Raw genomic sequence first — 19,240 nt, 5'->3', positions numbered from 1 at the left:
GAGCGATGTCGTGTTCACTCAGGGCTGCAAACATCAGATCCCCCCGTTCCGTTCCGTATCCTGTGCCCGCTCGTTTCCTTGCCGTCGGCCCGCGTGCCCCGCTCCCTGGGCGTCAAGGAGCTCTTCCGTCAGCAGCGCGAGTACGCTCCGTACACTCTCCATACGAATTTCCGCCCGTGTGCCGTTCAACCGCAGAGCGCGGACTTTCCCGCCTGCGGACGCATCCTCCCCGTCCGCCGCACCTCGCGCGACGGCGACGAAAACGGTGCCGACCGGCTTCCCGTCCTGGGGCTCGGGGCCTGCCACCCCGGTGGTGGCGATGCCCCAGTCGGCGCGCAGCGCCCGCCGCACGCCCTCGGCCATCTGCTCCGCGACCCGGGGGTCGACCGCCCCGTGCTCCGCCAGCAGCCGGTCGTCGACGCCCAGCAGCCGGTGCTTGACCTCGGTGGCGTAGGCCGTCACCGAGCCCACGAACGCCTTGGAGGACCCCGGGACCTCCGTCAGCTCGGCCGCGACCAGTCCTCCGGTGAGCGACTCGGCGACAGCGACGGTCTCCCCGCGGTGGGTGAGCATCAGGACGGCCTCGGCGGCCGCGGGCGTCATGCCTTGCTCCCCCTCAACGCGGAGCGCCGCTCGGCCATTCCCCGCCGCCGCAGCACGACCGCCTGCCGGACGTAGTCCAGACCGGTGACCACGGTGAGCGCCACCGCCACCGCCATGACCCACCAGCGCAGCGAGGCCAGCGGGCCCGTCAGCGCCAGGATGTACATGCCGACCGCGATGCCCTGGGTGAGCGTCTTCAGCTTGCCGCCCCGGCTGGCCGGGATGACCCCGTACTTGATGACCAGGAAACGGATCACGGTGACGCCGAGTTCCCGGCCGAGGATGACCGCGGTCACCCACCACGGAAGTTCGTCCAGCCAGGACAGGCAGATCAGCGCGGCACCCATGATCGCCTTGTCGGCGATGGGGTCGGCGATCTTGCCGAAGTCGGTGACCAGGTTGTAGGTGCGGGCCAGGTGGCCGTCGAACAGGTCGGTGAACATGGCCACCGCGAAGGCGGCCCAGGCGAAGGAGCGCCACGCCGGGTCGTACCCGCCATGGGCGAGCATCAGCAGGACGAAGCCGGGCACCAGGACCAGCCGGAACATGGTCAGCAGATTGGCCACGTTCCACAGGCTGGCCTCGTTCACCGCGGCAGCCGCGATCTTCCCGCCCCTGGCGGTCGGCCTGGCGCCCAGCGGCTCGACGGGCTCCTCCATCAGGACCTCCGTCTCGGGCGAGGCACCCGCCGCGGACGCGGGTACGCCGGTCATCCGATCGCCTCCGCCCGGTCCGCCGAGGCGGTCCGCGCGCCGGGCAGCGCGCCCGGCACCGCGCTCGGCACCGCGCCGGTCACCGGCTCGGCGACCAGGTCGACGCCCTCGGTCGCGACCACCTTCGCGTCGACGAACCGTCCCACCTCCAGGCCGGCGGCGTCGGTCAGCCGGACCTGGCCGTCGGTCTCCGGCGCCTGGTGCGCCCCACGCCCGTACACGCCGTCCTCCTCGTCGACGGACTCCACCAGCACCCGGACCGTCTCGCCCACGCGCTCCTCGGCGCGCTGCGAGACGAGTTCCTCGGCCAGCCGGGAGACCCGGGCGAGACGCTCGGCGACCACGTCCTCGTCGAGCTTGCCGTCGTATCCGGCGGCCTCGGTGCCCTCCTCGTCCGAGTACCCGAAAACACCGATGGCGTCGAGGCGGGCGTGGTTGAGGAAACGCTCCAGCTCGGCGAGGTCCGCCTCGCTCTCGCCGGGGAAGCCGACGATGAAGTTGGACCGCACACCGGCTTCCGGCGCCTTGGCGCGGATGGTGTCCAGCAGCTCCAGGAACCGGTCGGTGTCGCCGAAGCGGCGCATGGACCGCAGCACGGAGGGCGCGGAGTGCTGGAAGGACAGGTCGAAGTACGGCACGACGCCCGGCGTGGACGTCAGCACGTCGATGAGGCCCGGGCGCATCTCGGCGGGCTGCAGGTAGCTGACCCGCACCCGCTCGATGCCGTCGACCTCGGCGAGCTCGGGCAGCAGGGACTCCAGCAGGCGGATGTCGCCCAGGTCCTTGCCGTACGAGGTGTTGTTCTCGGAGACCAGCATGATCTCCTTGACGCCCTGCTCGGCGAGCCAGCGCGTCTCGTTGAGGACGTCGGAGGGCCGGCGGGAGATGAAGGACCCGCGGAACGAGGGGATGGCGCAGAAGGAGCAGCGCCGGTCGCAGCCGGAGGCCAGCTTCACGGACGCCACCGGCGCGCCGTCCAGCCTGCGGCGCAGCGGCGCCCGCGGGCCGGAGGCCGGGGCCAGGCCGTCGGGCAGGTCCGCCGGGGCCGGCTGGGCCTCGGCGACGGCGCCGTGCCCGGGCAGGGCGACGCCGGTGGCCGACTGGCGCTCCGCGGGGCTGATGGGGAGCAGCTTGCGCCGGTCGCGCGGCGTGTGGGCGGCGTGGATGCCGCCGGACAGGATGGTCTGCAGCCGGTCGGAGATGTCGGCGTAGTCGTCGAAGCCGAGCACCCCGTCCGCCTCGGGGAGCGCCTCGGCGAGGTCCTTGCCGTACCGCTCGGCCATGCAGCCCACGGCCACGACGGCCTGGGTCCTGCCGTGGCCCTTGAGATCGTTGGCCTCGAGGAGGGCGTCGACCGAGTCCTTCTTGGCGGCTTCGACGAAGCCGCAGGTGTTGACGACGGCGACGTCCGCGTCCTCGGCGTTCTCCACGAGGTGCCAGCCGTCCGCCTCCAAGCGGCCTGCGAGCTCCTCCGAGTCCACCTCGTTACGGGCGCAGCCAAGGGTGACGAGTGCGACGGTACGGCGTTCAGGCATGGGCTCTAGCCTACTTCGTTCCACCGGCGCCCCACGCCGACGGGGTTGGCCCGGGCGGGCCGACCCCGTGTGCGCGCGTCCCCGCTTCCCCCGTCCGGCGGCCTCATCCGGCCGCCGGGTCGCCCTTGGTGTAGGAGAGGCGTTCCACCTGGCCGTCGCGGAAGTCGTCCTCGATCTTCTCGCCGTTGACGTGCAGCTCGAGGGCGCCGGCGTTGCCGAGGACCAGGTCGACGCGGGTGTCGTCCTGGAAGGTGCGGGAGTCGCCCTCCTCGAGGACGCCGTCCCACAGGACGCGCCCGTTGTGGTCTTTCGCGGAGATCCAGCTGCGTCCCTCGGGGGCGCTCACCTTCACCACGACCTTGTCGCGCGGCGCGGCGGCGATGGCGCTCTCGGTGGGCTCGGGCGCGGCGGGCTCCGGCGCGGGCTTGTCGGTCACCGAGACGCTCGGCTCGGGTCCCTCGGCGACCTGGGCCCGGTCGGTGCCCTCGCTGTCCCCGCCGAAGGCGGTGAACCCGACGAAGCCGATCACGGCGACGATGGCGGCGACCATGGCGGCGGTCCAGTTCGGCCCGCGGCGTTCGGGGCGGAGGCGTTCCGCCTCGAACAGCGGCGCCGCGGGGGTGGGCGCGGGGCGCCCGCCGTGCTTCTTGTCGTAGGCGGCGACCAGCGGAGCCGGGTCCAGGCCCACCGCGCGCGCCAGGGTGCGGATGTGACCGCGGGCGTAGACGTCGCCACCGCAGGGACCGAAGTCGTCCTCCTCGATGGCCTGCACGATGGCGACGCGCACCCGGGTGGCGTTGCTGATGTCGTCGACCGAGAGTCCGGCCGCGGTGCGCGCCCGCTTCAGGGCGTCTCCGATCTGCGGCAGGTCTGCGCGGTCCTTGTCGGACTCGTCCTCGAACGGACGCTCGTCTTCTGGGGGGTTGCCGAGGGACACGGGGGCGCCTTTCGAGGATGTGGCCACCTGTGCTGGAGGTTCAGTCTAGGGGGGGTGCGAAAGGGTGGGGCAAGCGGGCGACGGCGGTTTGTAGGCCGCCGGTGGGCTCCCGCCTCTGCCCGGTTCGACGTGCGCGGACGGGGAACGGTTGCCCGTCCCCCAGTTACAGGAGGGTCACGAAGAACCGGTGTGCCGGGCGGGTCCGGCGGGACCTCCGACTGGATGATCCCTCATCCCGGTTGCCTTCCACGTCCGGCTCCGGTCAAACCACCCGAAGGGCGCTCGGTTGCCGCACGCTTCCCGCCGCCGCGGCACTCCTCCGGGGCCCCTGCTCCCCCCGGGCCGGGTCCCTACTCCCCCGGCGACTCGCCGCGGATCCGGGCGAGCGCCTCGTCGAGCTCGTCCGCCTTCACCAGCACGTCGCGGGCCTTCGACCCCTCGCTGGGGCCCACGATCTGACGGGACTCCATCAGGTCCATCAGCCGGCCGGCCTTGGCGAAGCCGACGCGCAGCTTGCGCTGGAGCATCGAGGTCGACCCGAACTGGGTGGTGACGACCAGTTCGGCCGCCTGGCACAGCAGGTCCAGGTCGTCGCCGATCTCCTCGTCGATCTCCTTCTTCTGCTGGGTGCCCACCACGACGTCGTCCCGGAAGACCGGGGCCATCTGCGCCTTGCAGTGCTCGACGACGGCGTGGATCTCGTCCTCGGCGACGAAGGCGCCCTGCATGCGGACGGGCTTGTTGGCGCCCATCGGCAGGAACAGGCCGTCGCCCTTGCCGATGAGCTTCTCCGCGCCGGGCTGGTCGAGGATGACGCGGCTGTCGGCCAGCGAGGAGGTCGCGAAGGCCAGCCGGGACGGCACGTTCGCCTTGATCAGGCCGGTGACCACGTCCACCGAGGGCCGCTGCGTGGCGAGCACCAGGTGGATGCCGGCCGCGCGGGCCAACTGGGTGATGCGGACGATGGCGTCCTCGACGTCGCGCGGCGCGACCATCATCAGGTCCGCGAGCTCGTCGACGATCACCAGCAGGTACGGGTAGGGCTGCAGCTCGCGCTCGCTGCCGGGCGGGGTCTGCAGCTTCCCGCTGCGCACCGCCTCGTTGAAGTCGTCGATGTGCCGGTAGCCGAAGGCCGCGAGGTCGTCGTAGCGCAGGTCCATCTCGCGCACCACCCACTGCAGGGCCTCCGCGGCCCGCTTGGGGTTGGTGATGATGGGGGTGATCAGGTGCGGGATGCCCTCGTAGGCGGTGAGCTCGACCCGCTTGGGGTCGACCAGCACCATCCGGACGTCCTCCGGGGTGGCCCGCATCATGATCGAGGTGATCAGGCAGTTGATGCAGGACGACTTGCCGGAGCCGGTCGCGCCGGCCACCAGGACGTGCGGCATGTGGGCCAGGTTGGCCATCACGTAGCCGCCCTCGACGTCCTTGCCGAGGGCCACCAGCATCGGGTGGTCGTCCTCGGCGGCGTCCGCGAGGCGCAGCACGTCGCCGACGTTGACCATCTCGCGGTCGGTGTTGGGGATCTCGATGCCGACCGCGGACTTGCCGGGGATCGGGCTGATGATCCGCACGTCGGGGCTGGCCACCGAGTAGGCGATGTTCTTGGTGAGCGCGGTGATCCGCTCGACCTTCACCGCCGGTCCCAGTTCGACCTCGTAGCGGGTGACCGTCGGACCGCGGGTGAAGCCGGTGACCGCGGCGTCGACCTTGAACTCCTTGAAGACGTTGCCCAGCGCGGCGGCGACCGCGTCGTTGGCGGCGGTGCGGGACTTGCCGGGCCCGCCGCGGTGCAGCAGGTCGAGCGAGGGCAGCGCGTAGGTGATGTCGCCGGCGAGCTGCAACTGCTCGGCCCGGGGCGGCAGGTCGTGCTCGCGGGCGGGCGGCGCCTTGGTGAGGTCGGGGACGGTCTCCGAGGTGGCCGGGAGGCGCTCGGGCGCGGGGACGGGCAGGTTGTCCGGCTCGGGCCGCGCGGACGGCACGGACCGCTCCGACCGCTCGGATCGTTCGGTGGCCTCCGCCCCGCCCCGGCCGCCCCGGTCCGTGACGCCCTGGGTGAGCCCGGCGACCAGCGGCGACGGCGGCAGCCCGTTCATGATCGCCCCGTCCAGCGCGGCGGCGGCCTCGGCGGCGACGTCCACGGCGTCCAGCGGGCGGTTCGGGTCGGGCCGCCTGCTCCGGGAGCGCCGCGAGCGGCCCCGGGCGTCGGCGGGCGCGTCCAGGCCCGCCGCCTCGGCCGCGTCGATCTCGTCCTCGGCCGCGGGCAGCGCACGCCTGCTCCGGGAGCGCGGCAGCGCCTCGCGCCACTGCTCCTCGTACCGCTCGTCGTCCTCCCCCACCGGCCCTCCGGCGGCGAACCCGGGCGCCTCCACGGGGGGCTGGACGAGGCCCAGCCGGACGCCCAGGGCCCGCAGCCGCTGCGGGATCGCGTTGACCGGGGTGGCGGTGACCACCAGCAGGCCGAAGACGGTGAGCAGCAGCAGGAGCGCGACGGCCAGCGCGGCGCCGGTCGCGTAGATCAGCGGCGTCGCGGCCGCCCAGCCGATGAGTCCGCCGGCGTCCCTTATCTCCTGCATGCCGCCGCTGCGGGCGGGTGAGCCGCAGGCGATGTGGACCTGCCCGAGCACGCCGATCGCCAGCGCGGACAGGCCGATGACGATCCGTCCGTTGGCCTCCTGCTGCTCCGGGTGGCGCACGAACCGGGCGGCCACCACGGCGAGGAGGATCGGGACCAGCAGGTCGAGGCGGCCGAAGGCTCCGGTCACCAGGATCTCCACCAGTTCGCCCACCGGCCCCTGGAGGTCGGCCCAGGTCCCGGCCGCCACCACCAGGGAGAGCGCGATCAGCAGGAGGGCGATGCCGTCCTTGCGGTGCGCGGGGTCGAGGTTCTTCGCGCCGGTCCCTATGCCGCGCAGGACCGCGCCGACGGCGTGGGCCACCCCCAGCCACAGGGCGCGCACCAGCCGGTACACGCCGTTGGTCGGGCTCGGGGCCGGCTTCGGTGCGGGCTTGGCGGTCTTCTTCGCGGGCGCCTTCTTCGCCGGGGCCTTCCTGGACGCCGGCTTGCCGGTCCCGCCCGGTTTGGCCGTCCTCGGCCCCTTCGAAGCCGAGGACGCCTTCGCGGGAGCGGGCGGCTTCTTGGCTGCGGAGGGTCGTGAGGCCATGAGAGTGAGGTTACCGGGGGAGGCGCCCGGGGACACGCCTGCGCGGGCCTTCACCCGTTCGTGTCGCTCGGCGGGTCAACGGAACCACGGCGGGGGCGGCCTGACGCCCGCTCATCACGGGGCCTGGAAGTGGCCCGCTCAGCACCGGGCGTGGAAGTGGCCCGCTCGTCGCCCGGGCGGAAGCACCCGCTCACTGCCGGACGTGCGGAAGTACGCCGCTCGTCGCCGGACGCGCGGAAGCGCCCCGACTCGTCGCCGGGCGTGGAAGCGCCGTCAGCCCTGCTGCGGAAGGCTCGGAGCGGCGGTGCCCGGCTCCAGGGCGTCCAGGGCGCGGCGCAGCCCGTTGAGCTTGCGCTCCAGGTGCGCGGCGGTGGCCACCGCGGCCGCGTCCGCCGCCTCGTCGGTCAACTGCTTGGAGAGCGCCTCGGCCTGCTCCTCGACCGCCGCCAGCCGCGCCGACAGCTCGGCCAGCAGCCCGGAACCGGCCGCGCCTTCCTTGGGGACCTCGCCCTCGGACCGCTCGCCGCCCTCCAACTGCAGCCGCAGCAGCGCCGCCTGCTCCTTGAGCTGGCAGTTCTTCATGTAGAGGTCCACGAAGACGGAAACCTTGGCCCGCAGCACCCACGGGTCGAACGGCTTGGAGATGTAGTCCACCGCGCCTGCCGCGTAACCGCGGAAGGTGTGGTGCGGCCCGTGGTTGATGGCCGTCAGGAAGATGATCGGGATGTCCCGCGTGCGCTCCCGCCGCTTGATGTGGGCGGCGGTCTCGAAACCGTCCATGCCCGGCATCTGGACGTCGAGCAGGATGACCGCGAAGTCGTCCGTCAGCAGCGCCTTGAGCGCTTCCTCCCCGGACGATGCCCGGACCAGCGTCTGATCGAGCGCGGAGAGGATGGCCTCCAGCGCCAGCAGATTCTCCGGCCGGTCATCGACCAGGAGGATCTTGGCCTTCTGCACCATGGCCCGTCCTCCTCGCCCCGGCTTGGGGCCGCCCCTGTTCGCAGGACTCGGAGCGGCGTCCTGGGACACCGCCCTTGAGGACGACTCCCTTGCGCCGTCCGTCCTTGTGCCGGTCATCGTAGCCGCACCCCGGGCGCCGCCACACCCTGTCACTGCGATGTCACTGTGCATGCAGCAGAAACGCGGCGCGGGACCAAATGGTTCCCGGTAGTGCCATTCGCCCACCGGACGCCACGCGGCCTCGGCCACCCTCCGTAGCCCGCCTACCCCCGAACGGCGGTTTCTCACCTCCGGATACGGATCACCTCCGGATACGGATCACTTCCGGCCCATCCAGTCCTCCATCACCGACAGCAGGTGATCAGGGTCCACCGGCTTGGTGACATAGTCGGACGCACCCGACTCGATCGCCTTGTCCCGGTCCCCCTTCATCGCCTTGGCGGTGAGCGCGATGATCGGCAGCCCGGCGAACTGCGGCATCCGCCGGATCGCCGTCGTCGTCGCGTAACCGTCCATCTCGGGCATCATGATGTCCATCAGGACGATCGTCACGTCCTCGTGCTGCTCCAGCACCTCGATGCCCTCACGCCCGTTCTCCGCGTACAGCACGGAGACCCCGTGCTGCTCCAGCACGCTGGTGAGCGCGAAGACGTTGCGGATGTCGTCGTCGACGATCAGCACCTTCTCGCCGTGGAACCGCGCACCCGGACGCCCACCCGCCGAGGGCGCAGCCGGCCGCTCCGCCTCCCCTGCGCCCCGACCGGACGGCTCCTCGGGCAGCCGCGCGGGCGCGTGCTCCTCGCGCCGACGCCGCCGGAACAGCGCCGCCGGACCGTTCTGCGTCTCCCGGTAGGAGTTGACCTCGGCCGGCGTCTCACCCGCCGGCAGCTCCGCCCGTTCCTCCGGAGCCTCCAGCGCCTCGTTCTCCCCCGCCCCCTGCGGCGGCACCTGGTTCGGGTGGAGCGGCAGGTACAGCGTGAAGGTGGAGCCGCGGCCCGGCTCGGACTGGGCGTGGATCTCGCCGCCGAGCAGCCGGGCGATCTCCCGCGAGATCGACAGCCCCAGACCCGTGCCGCCGTACTTGCGGCTGGTGGTGCCGTCGGCCTGCTTGAACGCCTCGAAGATCACCCGCATCTTGCTCGCCGCGATGCCGATACCGGTGTCGGTCACCGAGAACGCGATCATCTCGGCGTTCGGCTCGCTCAGCGCACCGGACTCCAGCAACTGCTCCCGGATCGCCGACGGAACGTCCGCCCCGGCCTGCCGGATCACCAGCTCCACGGCCCCGCTGTCGGTGAACTTCACCGCGTTGGACAACAGGTTGCGCAGCACCTGCAGCAGCCGCTGCTCGTCGGTGTGCAGCGTCGCCGGCAGTTCCGGCGACACCCGCACGGAGAAGTCGAGTCCCTTCTCCGCGGTCAGCGGCCGGAACGTCGCCTCCACGTAGTCCACCAGCTGCACCAGCGCGATCCGCGTCGGCGAGACGTCCATCTTGCCCGCCTCGACCTTCGACAGGTCCAGGATGTCGTTGATCAGCTGCAGCAGGTCCGAGCCCGCGCCGTGGATCGTCTCCGCGAACTCCACCTGCTTCGGCGAGAGGTTGCCGTCCGCGTTGTCCGCGAGCAGCTTCGCCAGGATCAGCAGCGAGTTGAGCGGGGTCCGCAGCTCGTGCGACATGTTGGCGAGGAACTCGCTCTTGTACCGCATGGAGACGGCCAGTTGCTCGGCACGCTCCTCCAGGACCTGCCGCGCCTCCTCGATCTCGGTGTTCTTCACCTCGATGTCGCGGTTCTGCCGCGCCAGCAGCTCGGCCTTCTCCTCCAGTTCGGCGTTCGACGCCTGCAGCGCCATCTGCCGCTGCTCCAACTCCGCGGAGCGCTCCCGCAGTTGCTCGGTCAGCTCCTGCGACTGCTTCAGCAGCACCTCGGTCTTGCTGTTCACCGAGATGGTGTTGACGCTCGTCGAGATCATCTCGGCGATCTGGTTGAGGAAGTCCTTCTGGATCTGCGTGAACGCCGTGAACGAGGCCAGCTCGATCACGCCGAGCACCGTGCCCTCGAAGAGCAGCGGCAGCACGATCACCTGCGCCGGCGGCGCCTCCCCCAGACCGGAGGCGATCTTCAGGTAGCCGCTGGGCGCGTTCTCCACCAGGATCGCGCGCCGCTCCTTCGCCGCCGTGCCCACCAGCCCCTCACCGGGCCGGAACGAGGTCGGCATCGACCCCATCGAGTAGCCGTAGCTGCCGAACATCCGCAGCTCGTAGGCGTCCCCGTCGACCGCGCCGACCTCCTGCGAGTCGCCCGGCGGGATCGCCAGGAAGAACGCGCCGTGCTGCGCCGACACCACCGGCGTCAGCTCGCTCATCACCAGCGACGCCACGTCGTCCAGGTCACGGCGGCCCTGCATCAGGGCCGAGATCCTCGCCAGGTTGCCCTTCAGCCAGTCCTGCTCCTTGTTGGCGATGGTGGTGTCGCGCAGGTTGGCGATCATCTTGTTGATGTTGTCCTGCAGTTCCTGGATCTCGCCGGAGGAGTCGACGTCGATCTTCAGGTTGAGGTCGCCGCGGGTCACCGCCGTGGCGACCCGGGCGATGGCCCGCACCTGCCGGGTCAGGTTCCCGGCCATCTCGTTCACCGACTCCGTCAGGTCCCGCCAGGTGCCGTCGACGTCCCGCACCCGGGCCTGACCGCCGAGACGGCCCTCGGTGCCCACCTCGCGGGCGACGCGCGTCACCTCCTCGGCGAACGAGGAGAGCTGGTCCACCATCGTGTTGATGGTCGTCTTCAGCTCGAGGATCTCGCCGCGGGCGTCGATGTCGATCTTCTTGGTCAGGTCGCCCTTGGCGATCGCCGTGGTCACCATGGCGATGTTCCGCACCTGCCCGGTGAGGTTCGACGCCATCTGGTTCACCGACTCGGTGAGGTCCTTCCAGGTGCCGGCCACACCGGGCACGTGCGCCTGACCGCCCAGGATGCCGTCCGTGCCCACCTCGCGGGCCACCTTGGTGACCTGCTCGGCGAACGACGACAGCGTCTTCACCATGATGTTGATCGTGTCGCCGAGCTGCGCGACCTCGCCGCGCGCCTCGATGGTCACCTGCCGCGTCAGGTCGCCGTTGGCGACCGCGGACGCCACCTGCGAGATGTTCCGCACCTGCGTGGTCAGGTTCTTCGCCATCAGGTTGACGTTGTCGCTGAGGTCCTTCCAGATGCCGGTGACGCCCGGCACGTGCGCCTGGCCGCCCAGGATGCCCTCGGTGCCCACCTCACGGGCGACGCGCGTCACCTGCTCGGCGAACGACGACAGCTGGTCCACCATCGTGTTCACGGTGGTCACCAGCTCGAGGATCTCGCCCTTGGCGTCGACGGTGATCTTCTTCGACAGGTCGCCCTTGGCGACCGCCGTGGTGACCTCGGCGATGTTCCGCACCTGGATGGTGAGGTTGTTCGCCATGAAGTTCACCGACTGGGTCAGGTCCTTCCAGGTGCCGGAGACCCCCTGCACCTCGGCCTGGCCGCCCAGGATACCCTCGGTGCCCACCTCGCGGGCCACCCGCGTCACCTGCTCGGCGAAGTTCGAGAGCTGGTCCACCATCGTGTTGAGGGTGTTCTTCAGCTCCAGGATCTCGCCCCGCGCGTCCACGTCGATCTTCTGCGACAGGTCACCGCGCGCCACCGCCGTCGCGACCTGCGCGATGTTCCGCACCTGCGCCGTCAGGTTCCCGGCCATGCCGTTCACCGAGTCCGTCAGGTCACGCCACACACCGGCCACGCCCGGCACCTGCGCCTGACCGCCCAGCCGGCCCTCGGTGCCCACCTCGCGGGCCACCCGGGTCACCTGGTCGGCGAAGGCGGAGAGCTGGTCGACCATCGTGTTGATGGTGTTCTTCAGCTCCAGGATCTCGCCCCGCGCGTCCACGTCGATCTTCTGCGACAGGTCACCGCGCGCCACCGCCGTCGTCACCTGCGCGATGTTCCGCACCTGGGAGGTCAGGTTGCCGGCCATGCTGTTGACGGAGTCGGTGAGCTCCTTCCAGGTGCCCGACACCCCGTCCACCCGGGCCTGGCCGCCGAGCCGGCCCTCGGTGCCCACGTCCCGCGCCATCCGCGTCACCTGGTCGGCGAAGCTGGACAGCTGGTCCACCATCCGGTTCACGGTGTTCTTCAGCTGGAGCATCTCGCCGGAGACGTCCACGGTGACCTTCTGCGACAGGTCGCCGTTGGCCACCGCCGTCGTCACCTGCGCGATGTTCCGCACCTGACCGGTGAGGTTCCGGAACGCCGTGTTGACGGAGTCCGTGAGGTCCTTCCACGTGCCGGCCGCACCGGGCACCTGCGCCTGACCGCCCAGCTCACCCTCGACGCCGACCTCGCGGGCGACCCGCGTCACCTCGGCGCCGAACGCGGACAGCTGGTCCACCATCCCGTTGACGGTGTTCTTCAGCTCCAGCATCTCGCCGGCCACGTCCACGGTGACCTTCTGCGACAGGTCGCCGTTGGCCACCGCCGTCGTCACCGCGGCGATGTCCCGGACCTGCGTCGTCAGGTTCCGGAAGACCGTGTTCACCGAGTCGGTGAGGTCCTTCCAGGTGCCGGCCGCGCCCGGCACGTTGGCCTGGCCGCCCAGCCGGCCCTCGGCGCCGACCTCGTTGGCGACCCGGGTGACCTCGTCCGCGAAGATCCGCAGCGTCTCGGTCATCTGGTTGATCGTGTCCGCGAGCTGCGCCACCTCGCCGCGCGCGCTCACCGTCACCTTCCGCGACAGGTCGCCGTTGGCCACCGCCGTGGTGACCTCGGCGATCCCGCGCACCTGGGCGGTGAGGTTGCCCGCCATCAGGTTGACGGAGTCGGTCAGGTCCTTCCACACCCCGGCCACGCCCGGCACCTGCGCCTGGCCGCCCAGCTCGCCCTCGGTGCCCACCTCGCGGGCCACCCGGGTCACCTCGGCGGCGAACGCGGAGAGCTGGTCCACCATCGTGTTGACGGTGTTCTTCAGCTCGAGCATCTCGCCCTCGACGTGCACGGTGACCTTGCGGGACAGGTCACCGTTGGCCACGGCGGTCGTGACGAGCGCGATGTCCCTCACCTGCAGGGTGAGCCGGTGCGCCATCGTGTTGACGGACTCGGTGAGGTCCTTCCAGGAACCGGACATGCCGCGCACCTGCGCCTGACCGCCCAGCTTGCCCTCGGTACCGACCTCGCTGGCCACCCGTGTGACCTCGTCGGTGAACCGGGACAACTGGTCGACCAGGTTGTTCACGGTCCGCGCGACCTTCAGGAACTCCCCGCGCAGCGGGTGCCCGCTGCCGTCGGCGATCCGCGTCCGCAGCTCCATCCGCGGCGACAGGTCACCCTCCGCCACCGCGGAGAGCACCCGGCCCACCTCGGAGACCGGCCGCACCAGGTCGTCCACCAACGCGTTGGACGCGTCGATCGCCGCCGCCCAGGACCCCTCGCAGGCCCCGGTCTCCAGCCGCTCCGTGAGTTTTCCCTCACGCCCGACCATCCGCCGCACCCGGGCCAGCTCGCCCGTCAGGTGCAGGTTCCGGTCCGCGACCTGGTTGAACACGGCGGCGATCTCCGACATGACGTCGTCGCCGGAGACCGTGAGGCGCTTGCGGAAGTTCCCGTCACGCATCGCCACCAGACCGGACAGCAGCCTGTTCAGCGCGGCCGTGTCCACCTGCGTGGTGCCTCCGCCCTTCGCACGCGTCCTCGTACCCCGCGTCGCCGCGCCAGACTCCACTGTGTCCCTCCCGCAGGGATCGACCAACCACTGCCGCTCGCGTGCCCGCCAACAGGGACCCGCTCACGTCGCCCGCTCATCCACACCACGTGTCATGGGCGTTTTCGTCAAGCCTGCCCAGTGTTTCACCTCGTCCCAACCAGGCCATAACAGTTCGGCAAGCCCGCACACCGTCCGCACACCCTGCGGACGTAATCGGCGTCGACCGGCATCCGCGCGGACCCCGAAGGTAAGTAACCTTGCAGGAGGCTGTCCGGCCGACGGTCCCGTCCGGCCCGGGCGGTGGCAAGACGAACATCTGGGCATCGGAGGGGCGGTCGCGGAGAGCATGACGACCGGACTGATCTCGGGGGAGCAGCCCCCGGAGCACATCGGGCCGACGGACGCGTTTCCCGCACAGCAGCGGCAGGCGCCGGACGCCGGCCCGCCGGGGCCCCCTGCCCAAGACCGCACGAGGAGTTCTGTGATCACCGCGCGGGCGGCCGCCAGCTTCGAGCCAGTGGGACGCTCGGTCGCCACGGCCCGCTCCTTCGTCCGCGACACCCTCCAGGGCTGGGGTTTCGCCGACATCGCCGACGACGCCGTCGTCCTCACCAGCGAGCTGGTCACCAACGCGGTCGTCCACGCGGGCACCGCCGCCGACGTGGTCTGCCTGCGCACCGACGAGGGCGTCCGCATCGAGGTCGCCGACCGGTACCCCGAGCGCGAGGTGCCGCTCCAGTCCGCCGCCCTGACCGTGAGCAGCCCCGACCAGGAGGGCGGCCGCGGCCTCCAGCTCTGCGCGGCCCTCGCCACCCGCTGGGGCGTCGACTACACGGCCACCCGCAAGCAGGTCTGGTTCCAGCTCGACCTGCCGGAGCGCGCCGTCGGCACCCGCTCCGCGGGCCCCGCGCTCCCCGTCGAGATGCTCCCGGCCGCGGCCGGGAGGGTCAGGGTCGCCGTCGTCCAGATCGACCGCGACGGCCTGGTCGGCTCGTGGAACGAGGACGCCGAGGAGCTCTTCGGCCACCCGGCCGCCACCGTCACCGGCAAGCCCCTCACCGACCTGGCCGCCTGGCCGCACACCCCCGGCACCAGCACCGGCATCGTCGAGGCCCTCCAGCTCTCCCGCTGGGAGGGCAGCTACGGCATCCGCGACGCCGAGGGCCGCGTCGTCCCCGTCTACGCCTCCCACCTGCGCGTCCGCGACCCCGAGGGCGAGCCCTCCACGGTCTGTCTGCTGGTCCGCAACGAGGAACGCGCCGTCCTGCAGAGCCCCTCCCGCGGCGCCGGCGGCGACACCGCCCACCACCACGACGGCCGGGACACCGACCCGTTCGAGGTCTTCATCGGCTCCCCCGCCCCCGACGACCTGGACGGGCTCCTCCAGCGCACCGTGGAACGCGCCCGCGACATGCTGGACGCCGACGCCGCCTTCCTGCTGCTGGCCACCGACGACGAGACCGAGCTGGAGGTACGCGCGTCGACCGGCCTGCCGTCGGCCCGCCAGCGCTTCGCCCGCGTCCCCGTGGAGGCCGGCCCCGGCCGCTACGGCTCGGCCCGCATGCCCGCCGTCCACGACGACCTGGCCTCGGCCCCCGGCGCCATCCCGCTCCTCGGCGGCACCGGCATGCGCTCCGTGGTGACCGTCCCCCTCAAGGTCGAGGGCCGCCTCACCGGCTCCCTCGGCGTCGCCACCGAGGCGCCCGGCCGCTACTCGAACGAAGAGGCCCTGCGCCTGCAGTTCGCCGCCGACCGGATCGCCCTGGCCGTCGAGTCCGCCCGCCTGGGCGAGCTCGAGCGGCTCCGCCGCGGCTCGCTGAGCTTCCTGGTCGAGGCCTCCGACCTGCTGGCCGGCACCCTGGACCGCGACCAGACCCTCGCCCTGATGGCACAGATGACCGTGCCCACCCTCGCGACCTGGTGCGCCGTCTACACCATCAACGACCCCTCCTCCGAGCCGTACCTGTCGTACGTGCTGCACGAGGACGAGGACCGCATCGACGGCCTCAAGGCCCTGCTCTCCAAGATCTCGCCGCCCGACCCGGTGCCGACGCCCGGCGCCCGCGTCTGGACGGCACCGTTCGAGGCCGCCCACGAAGCCGCCCTGCGCAGCTCCATGCGCAGCCTGGGGCTCGGCGAGCCGACCACCGTCTCCTCCGGCATCGGCCCCACCCTCGCCACCGCCTCAGCGGTCGGCGGCGAGACGGTCGTCCTGCCGCTGGTGGCCCGCAACCGCGTCATCGGCATGCTCACGCTGGGCAAGCCCACCGACGAGCACTTCCGCCAGGAGTCCCTGGAACTCGCCGAGGACCTCAGCCGCCGGGCCGCCCTGGCCCTGGACAACGCACGCCTGTACTCGGAGCGCACGGCGATCAGCCAGTCCCTCCAGCGCAGCCTCCTGCCGCCGGAGCTGCCGCAGATCGAGGGCGTCGAGGTCGAGGTCATCTACCAGGCCGCCGGCGAGGGCAACGAGGTCGGCGGCGACTTCTACGACCTCTTCCCGATCCGCGACGGCGCCTACGGCTTCGCCATCGGCGACGTCTGCGGCACGGGCCCCAACGCCGCCGCCGTCACCGGCCTGGCCCGGCACGCCCTGCGCCTGCTCGCCCGGGAGGGCCTCAGCGGCCCGGCGGTGCTCGAGCGCCTCAACGCCGCGATCATCGACGAGGGCGCCCGCAGCCGCTTCCTCACGCTCCTCTACGGCGAGCTGTGGCCGCAGGAGGACGGCAGCGCCCTGCTGAAGGTGGTGTGCGCCGGCCACCCGCTCCCCCTCCGCCTGCGCCAGGACGGCACGGTCGAGGCCTGCGCGGAGCCGCAGCCCCTGCTCGGCGTGATGGAGGACCTGGAGCTCTACGAGGAGACCCGCGTCCTCGCCCCGGGCGACGTCCTCCTCTGCGTCACGGACGGCGTCACCGAACGCCGCGAGGGCATGCGCATGCTCGGCGACGACGGCCTGGCGGACGTCCTGACCGCGTGCACGGGCCTGACCGCGGGAGCGGTCGCCGCCCGCGTCCTGCGAGCCGTGGAGCGTTTCGCCTCCGAGCCGCCGTCGGACGACATGGCCATCCTCGCGATGCGGGTACCGGGCCTCCAGGCGGAGTGACCCGGGCAGCCCGGCACCGCGGGCCCGGTCGGATTCCCCCGACCGGGCCCGCGCCCGTCCTGCCTGCCTGCCGGCCTGCCCCGACCGTCCTGCCTGCCCCGACCGTCCTGCCTGCCCCGCCGTCCTGGGCGTCTGGCCGTTCCGGCTGTCCCGGCCGTGCTGGAGCCGGCGGACTCACTCCCGCCGCGGCGCGGGAAGCTCCAGACGCGGCCAGCCGGCCAGGTCCCTCAGCATCTGCCGGTCGTGGGTGGCGACCACGACCGCGCAGGATGTGCTGGTCAGCGCCTGGGTGAGCTCGTCGACCAGAATGGCGGACAGGTGGTTGGTCGGTTCGTCGAGCATCAGCAGATCGGGCCGCTCGGCGAGGCACATCGCCAGGTGCAGGCGCCGCTGCTGCCCCTGCGACATGCGCCCCACCGAGGTGCGCAGCGTGATCGCGTCCAGCAGCCCCAGGCCGCTCAGCGCGGGCGCCCGCTCGCGCAGGTCGGCGCGCTCGAGCCGGCCCACGTGCGCCCGGTAGGCCTCGTAGGCGGTGTGCCCCGGATCCCAGGCGGGCACCTCCTGGGACAGCAGGACGACCCGTGCGTCGTGGTGGACGTCCAGGCTGCCCCCGGTCGGGGGCACCTGCCCGGCCAGCACAGCCAGGAGGGTGGACTTGCCCGCCCCGTTGGGACCGGTCAGCAGCAGCCGCTCACCGCCGCTGATCGTCACGTCCACCGGCGGCCGCAGTCGTCCCGACACCGTGAGGCCCCGCCCGTGCAGAACCGGCCGCCCCGTCCGGGCGGGCAGCTCGGGCCACGCCAGACTGCGGGGCGGCTCGGGAACGGTGATGCGGTGGCGTTCGAGTTCTTCCACCCGGCGGTTGAAGGCCTGCACGACCCCGGCCGCGCGAGTGGCGCGCTGATGCTTGCCGGTGCCCTTGTCCGGGCGCCAGCCGGTCTGCAGGCGCCCGCGGGCCTCCTCGGCGGCCCGGCTCAGCTGTGCGTGCTCGGCCAGCTGGGCCGCGTGCTCCTGCTCCCACCGCTCGCGTTCGCGTCGGCGGCCCTCGATCCAGCCGTCGTAGCCGCCCGCGTAGAGGCGGGGCAGACCGTCTCGGCTCGGGTCGAGGTCGAGGAAGGCCGTGGCGACGTCACGCAGCAGCGCCCGGTCGTGGCTGACCAGAGCAACTCCTCCCGGATGTTCGCGCAGCCTGCGCGTCAGGAAGTCGAGCGCGTCGGTGTCCAGGTGGTTGGTGGGCTCGTCCAGCAGCAGCAGATCGGTGCTGGAGCCCAGCACCACTGCCAGCCGCACCCGGTAGCGCTGCCCGACCGACAGCGTTGCCAGGCGCCGCTCGCGGTCCGTGCAGGCGCCCAGGCCCTCCAGGGCGACGTCGACGCGCCGTTCGGCGTCCCAGGCGTCCAGGGCGGTGACGACCTCCAGGGCCTGGGCGTAGGCGTCGTCCGCGCCGGGCGTCCCCTGGGCCAGCGCCTCGGTCGCGCGCTCGAGCGCGTCCAGGGCGGTCAGTGATTCGCCGACGGCCTCCTTGACCAGGTCGCCGACGGTGCGCTCGTCGTCGACGTGCAGGGTCTGCTCGACCAGCGCGAGCGTGCCGGTGCGCGAGACGGTGCCCGCGTCCGGCGTCAGCGTGCCGGCCAGGACGTGCAGCAGGGTGGTCTTGCCCCGGCCGTTCTCGCCGACGACGGCCACACGGGACCCGGCGGAGACGGTGACGTCGGCACCGGAGAGGACCGTGCGCTCTCCCAGCCGGACCACGATTCCCTCGGCGCGGACGTGCGCGGCGGCACCGGCGGGAAGGCCCTGGGACAGGAAGGGGACAGGGGAGGAAGAAGCATCGCGAAGCATGCGTGTGTCTCTCAGCTCGTCGTGGGAGCCGGACGGCACGCGGAGCCGCCCGGCGGGAAGCCAGGACGGCGGCGAGAGATCAGTCGGGTTCAGCCGCCGTCAGCGGCTGAACCAGGGCTTCGCGGTATAGAAACTCATGCTCCCCATCCTACGGACGGACCGGAGCGGGAGCGAACGAATTAGCCGGGGCGTGACGCCCCCCCAGGCCGATGGCGGGCCGTGCTCGGCGGTGGCTGGTACTGGCCGGCTGACAAACGAAAAAGGTCCCGCCCATTTCTGGGCGGGACCTTTTCTCGCTGAGCCCCCAAACGGAATCGAACCGTTGACCTTCTCCTTACCATGGAGACGCTCTACCGACTGAGCTATAGGGGCCTTGTCGTTTTGGAGGTTTCCCTCGCGGCGACACATGAATACTAACCCACGACCTGGGCGGATTCCAACTCCGGGCCGACTGGCCGGCAACCGCGGTACTCTTCCGCCCGCAATTGTCCGGGATTGGCCCCAAGGGGGCACGGGCCGACGTCTCCAGGCCGACAGCGGTGAGCTGCCGGCAGCGGACGCCCCCGGAAATGCAGAAAGCCCCCGCACCATAACGGTGCGGGGGCTTTCCCAATAATTGTTCGGCGGCGTCCTACTCTCCCACAGGGTCCCCCCTG

At 71.9% G+C, this 19,240-nt stretch carries 9 protein-coding genes and 1 tRNA gene; 1 reads left to right on the top strand and 9 read right to left on the bottom strand.

Annotation, left to right across the window (positions count from 1 at the left end; translation table 11 throughout):
* Nucleotides 1-33: 33 nt before the first annotated feature.
* The 7 genes from ABZ836_RS28065 to ABZ836_RS28035 form a co-directional block, all read right to left on the bottom strand.
* Nucleotides 34-603 (bottom strand): CinA family protein, encoded by a 570-nt coding sequence (locus ABZ836_RS28065; RefSeq protein ID WP_361146744.1) that lies wholly within the window; start codon nucleotides 601-603, stop codon nucleotides 34-36.
* The gene (gene pgsA / locus ABZ836_RS28060) at nucleotides 600-1,316 is read right to left on the bottom strand and encodes a CDP-diacylglycerol--glycerol-3-phosphate 3-phosphatidyltransferase (RefSeq protein WP_356133831.1); all 717 of its coding nucleotides are present in this window, start codon (nucleotides 1,314-1,316) and stop codon (nucleotides 600-602) included. Before pgsA ends, ABZ836_RS28065 begins: the two co-directional genes overlap by 4 nt.
* Nucleotides 1,313-2,851 carry a 30S ribosomal protein S12 methylthiotransferase RimO gene (gene rimO, locus ABZ836_RS28055; protein WP_361146741.1) on the bottom strand — a complete coding sequence of 513 codons (1,539 nt, stop codon included), beginning with the start codon at nucleotides 2,849-2,851 and terminating at the stop codon, nucleotides 1,313-1,315. The genes pgsA and rimO overlap by 4 nt, the downstream gene beginning before the upstream one ends.
* 103 nt (nucleotides 2,852-2,954) lie before the next feature.
* Complete coding sequence (locus ABZ836_RS28050; protein ID WP_356133835.1) at nucleotides 2,955-3,788, bottom strand: helix-turn-helix domain-containing protein; 834 nt, start codon at nucleotides 3,786-3,788, stop codon at nucleotides 2,955-2,957.
* A gap of 350 nt (nucleotides 3,789-4,138) precedes the next feature.
* Nucleotides 4,139-6,952 carry a DNA translocase FtsK gene (locus ABZ836_RS28045; protein WP_361146737.1) on the bottom strand — a complete coding sequence of 938 codons (2,814 nt, stop codon included), beginning with the start codon at nucleotides 6,950-6,952 and terminating at the stop codon, nucleotides 4,139-4,141.
* 273 nt (nucleotides 6,953-7,225) lie between these two features.
* A complete protein-coding gene (locus ABZ836_RS28040) occupies nucleotides 7,226-7,912 on the bottom strand; it encodes a response regulator (RefSeq protein ID WP_361146734.1) in 687 nt (228 codons plus the stop codon).
* 318 nt (nucleotides 7,913-8,230) lie between these two features.
* Nucleotides 8,231-13,657: a HAMP domain-containing protein gene (locus ABZ836_RS28035; protein ID WP_356133841.1), complete on the bottom strand. Its 5,427-nt coding sequence runs from the start codon at nucleotides 13,655-13,657 to the stop codon at nucleotides 8,231-8,233.
* A gap of 328 nt (nucleotides 13,658-13,985) precedes the next feature.
* Here ABZ836_RS28035 and ABZ836_RS28030 point away from each other — a divergent pair, with 328 nt between their 5' ends.
* On the top strand, nucleotides 13,986-16,742 hold the full coding sequence (locus ABZ836_RS28030) for a SpoIIE family protein phosphatase (protein ID WP_361146731.1): 2,757 nt from the start codon (nucleotides 13,986-13,988) through the stop codon (nucleotides 16,740-16,742).
* A gap of 174 nt (nucleotides 16,743-16,916) precedes the next feature.
* Here ABZ836_RS28030 and ABZ836_RS28025 read toward each other — a convergent pair whose 3' ends face one another.
* Together ABZ836_RS28025 and ABZ836_RS28020 are read right to left on the bottom strand one after the other, a co-directional pair.
* Nucleotides 16,917-18,494, bottom strand: coding sequence for an ABC-F family ATP-binding cassette domain-containing protein (locus ABZ836_RS28025; RefSeq protein ID WP_361146728.1), 1,578 nt, complete (start codon nucleotides 18,492-18,494; stop codon nucleotides 16,917-16,919).
* A 389-nt stretch (nucleotides 18,495-18,883) separates the two neighbouring features.
* Nucleotides 18,884-18,956, bottom strand: a tRNA-Thr gene (locus ABZ836_RS28020).
* Nucleotides 18,957-19,240: the final 284 nt, after the last annotated feature.

Origin of the sequence: Streptomyces sp. NPDC047130 (genome assembly GCF_040643475.1) — a bacterium.
Classification (GTDB): domain Bacteria; phylum Actinomycetota; class Actinomycetes; order Streptomycetales; family Streptomycetaceae; genus Streptomyces.
This window is presented reverse-complemented; position numbering and strand designations above follow the sequence as displayed.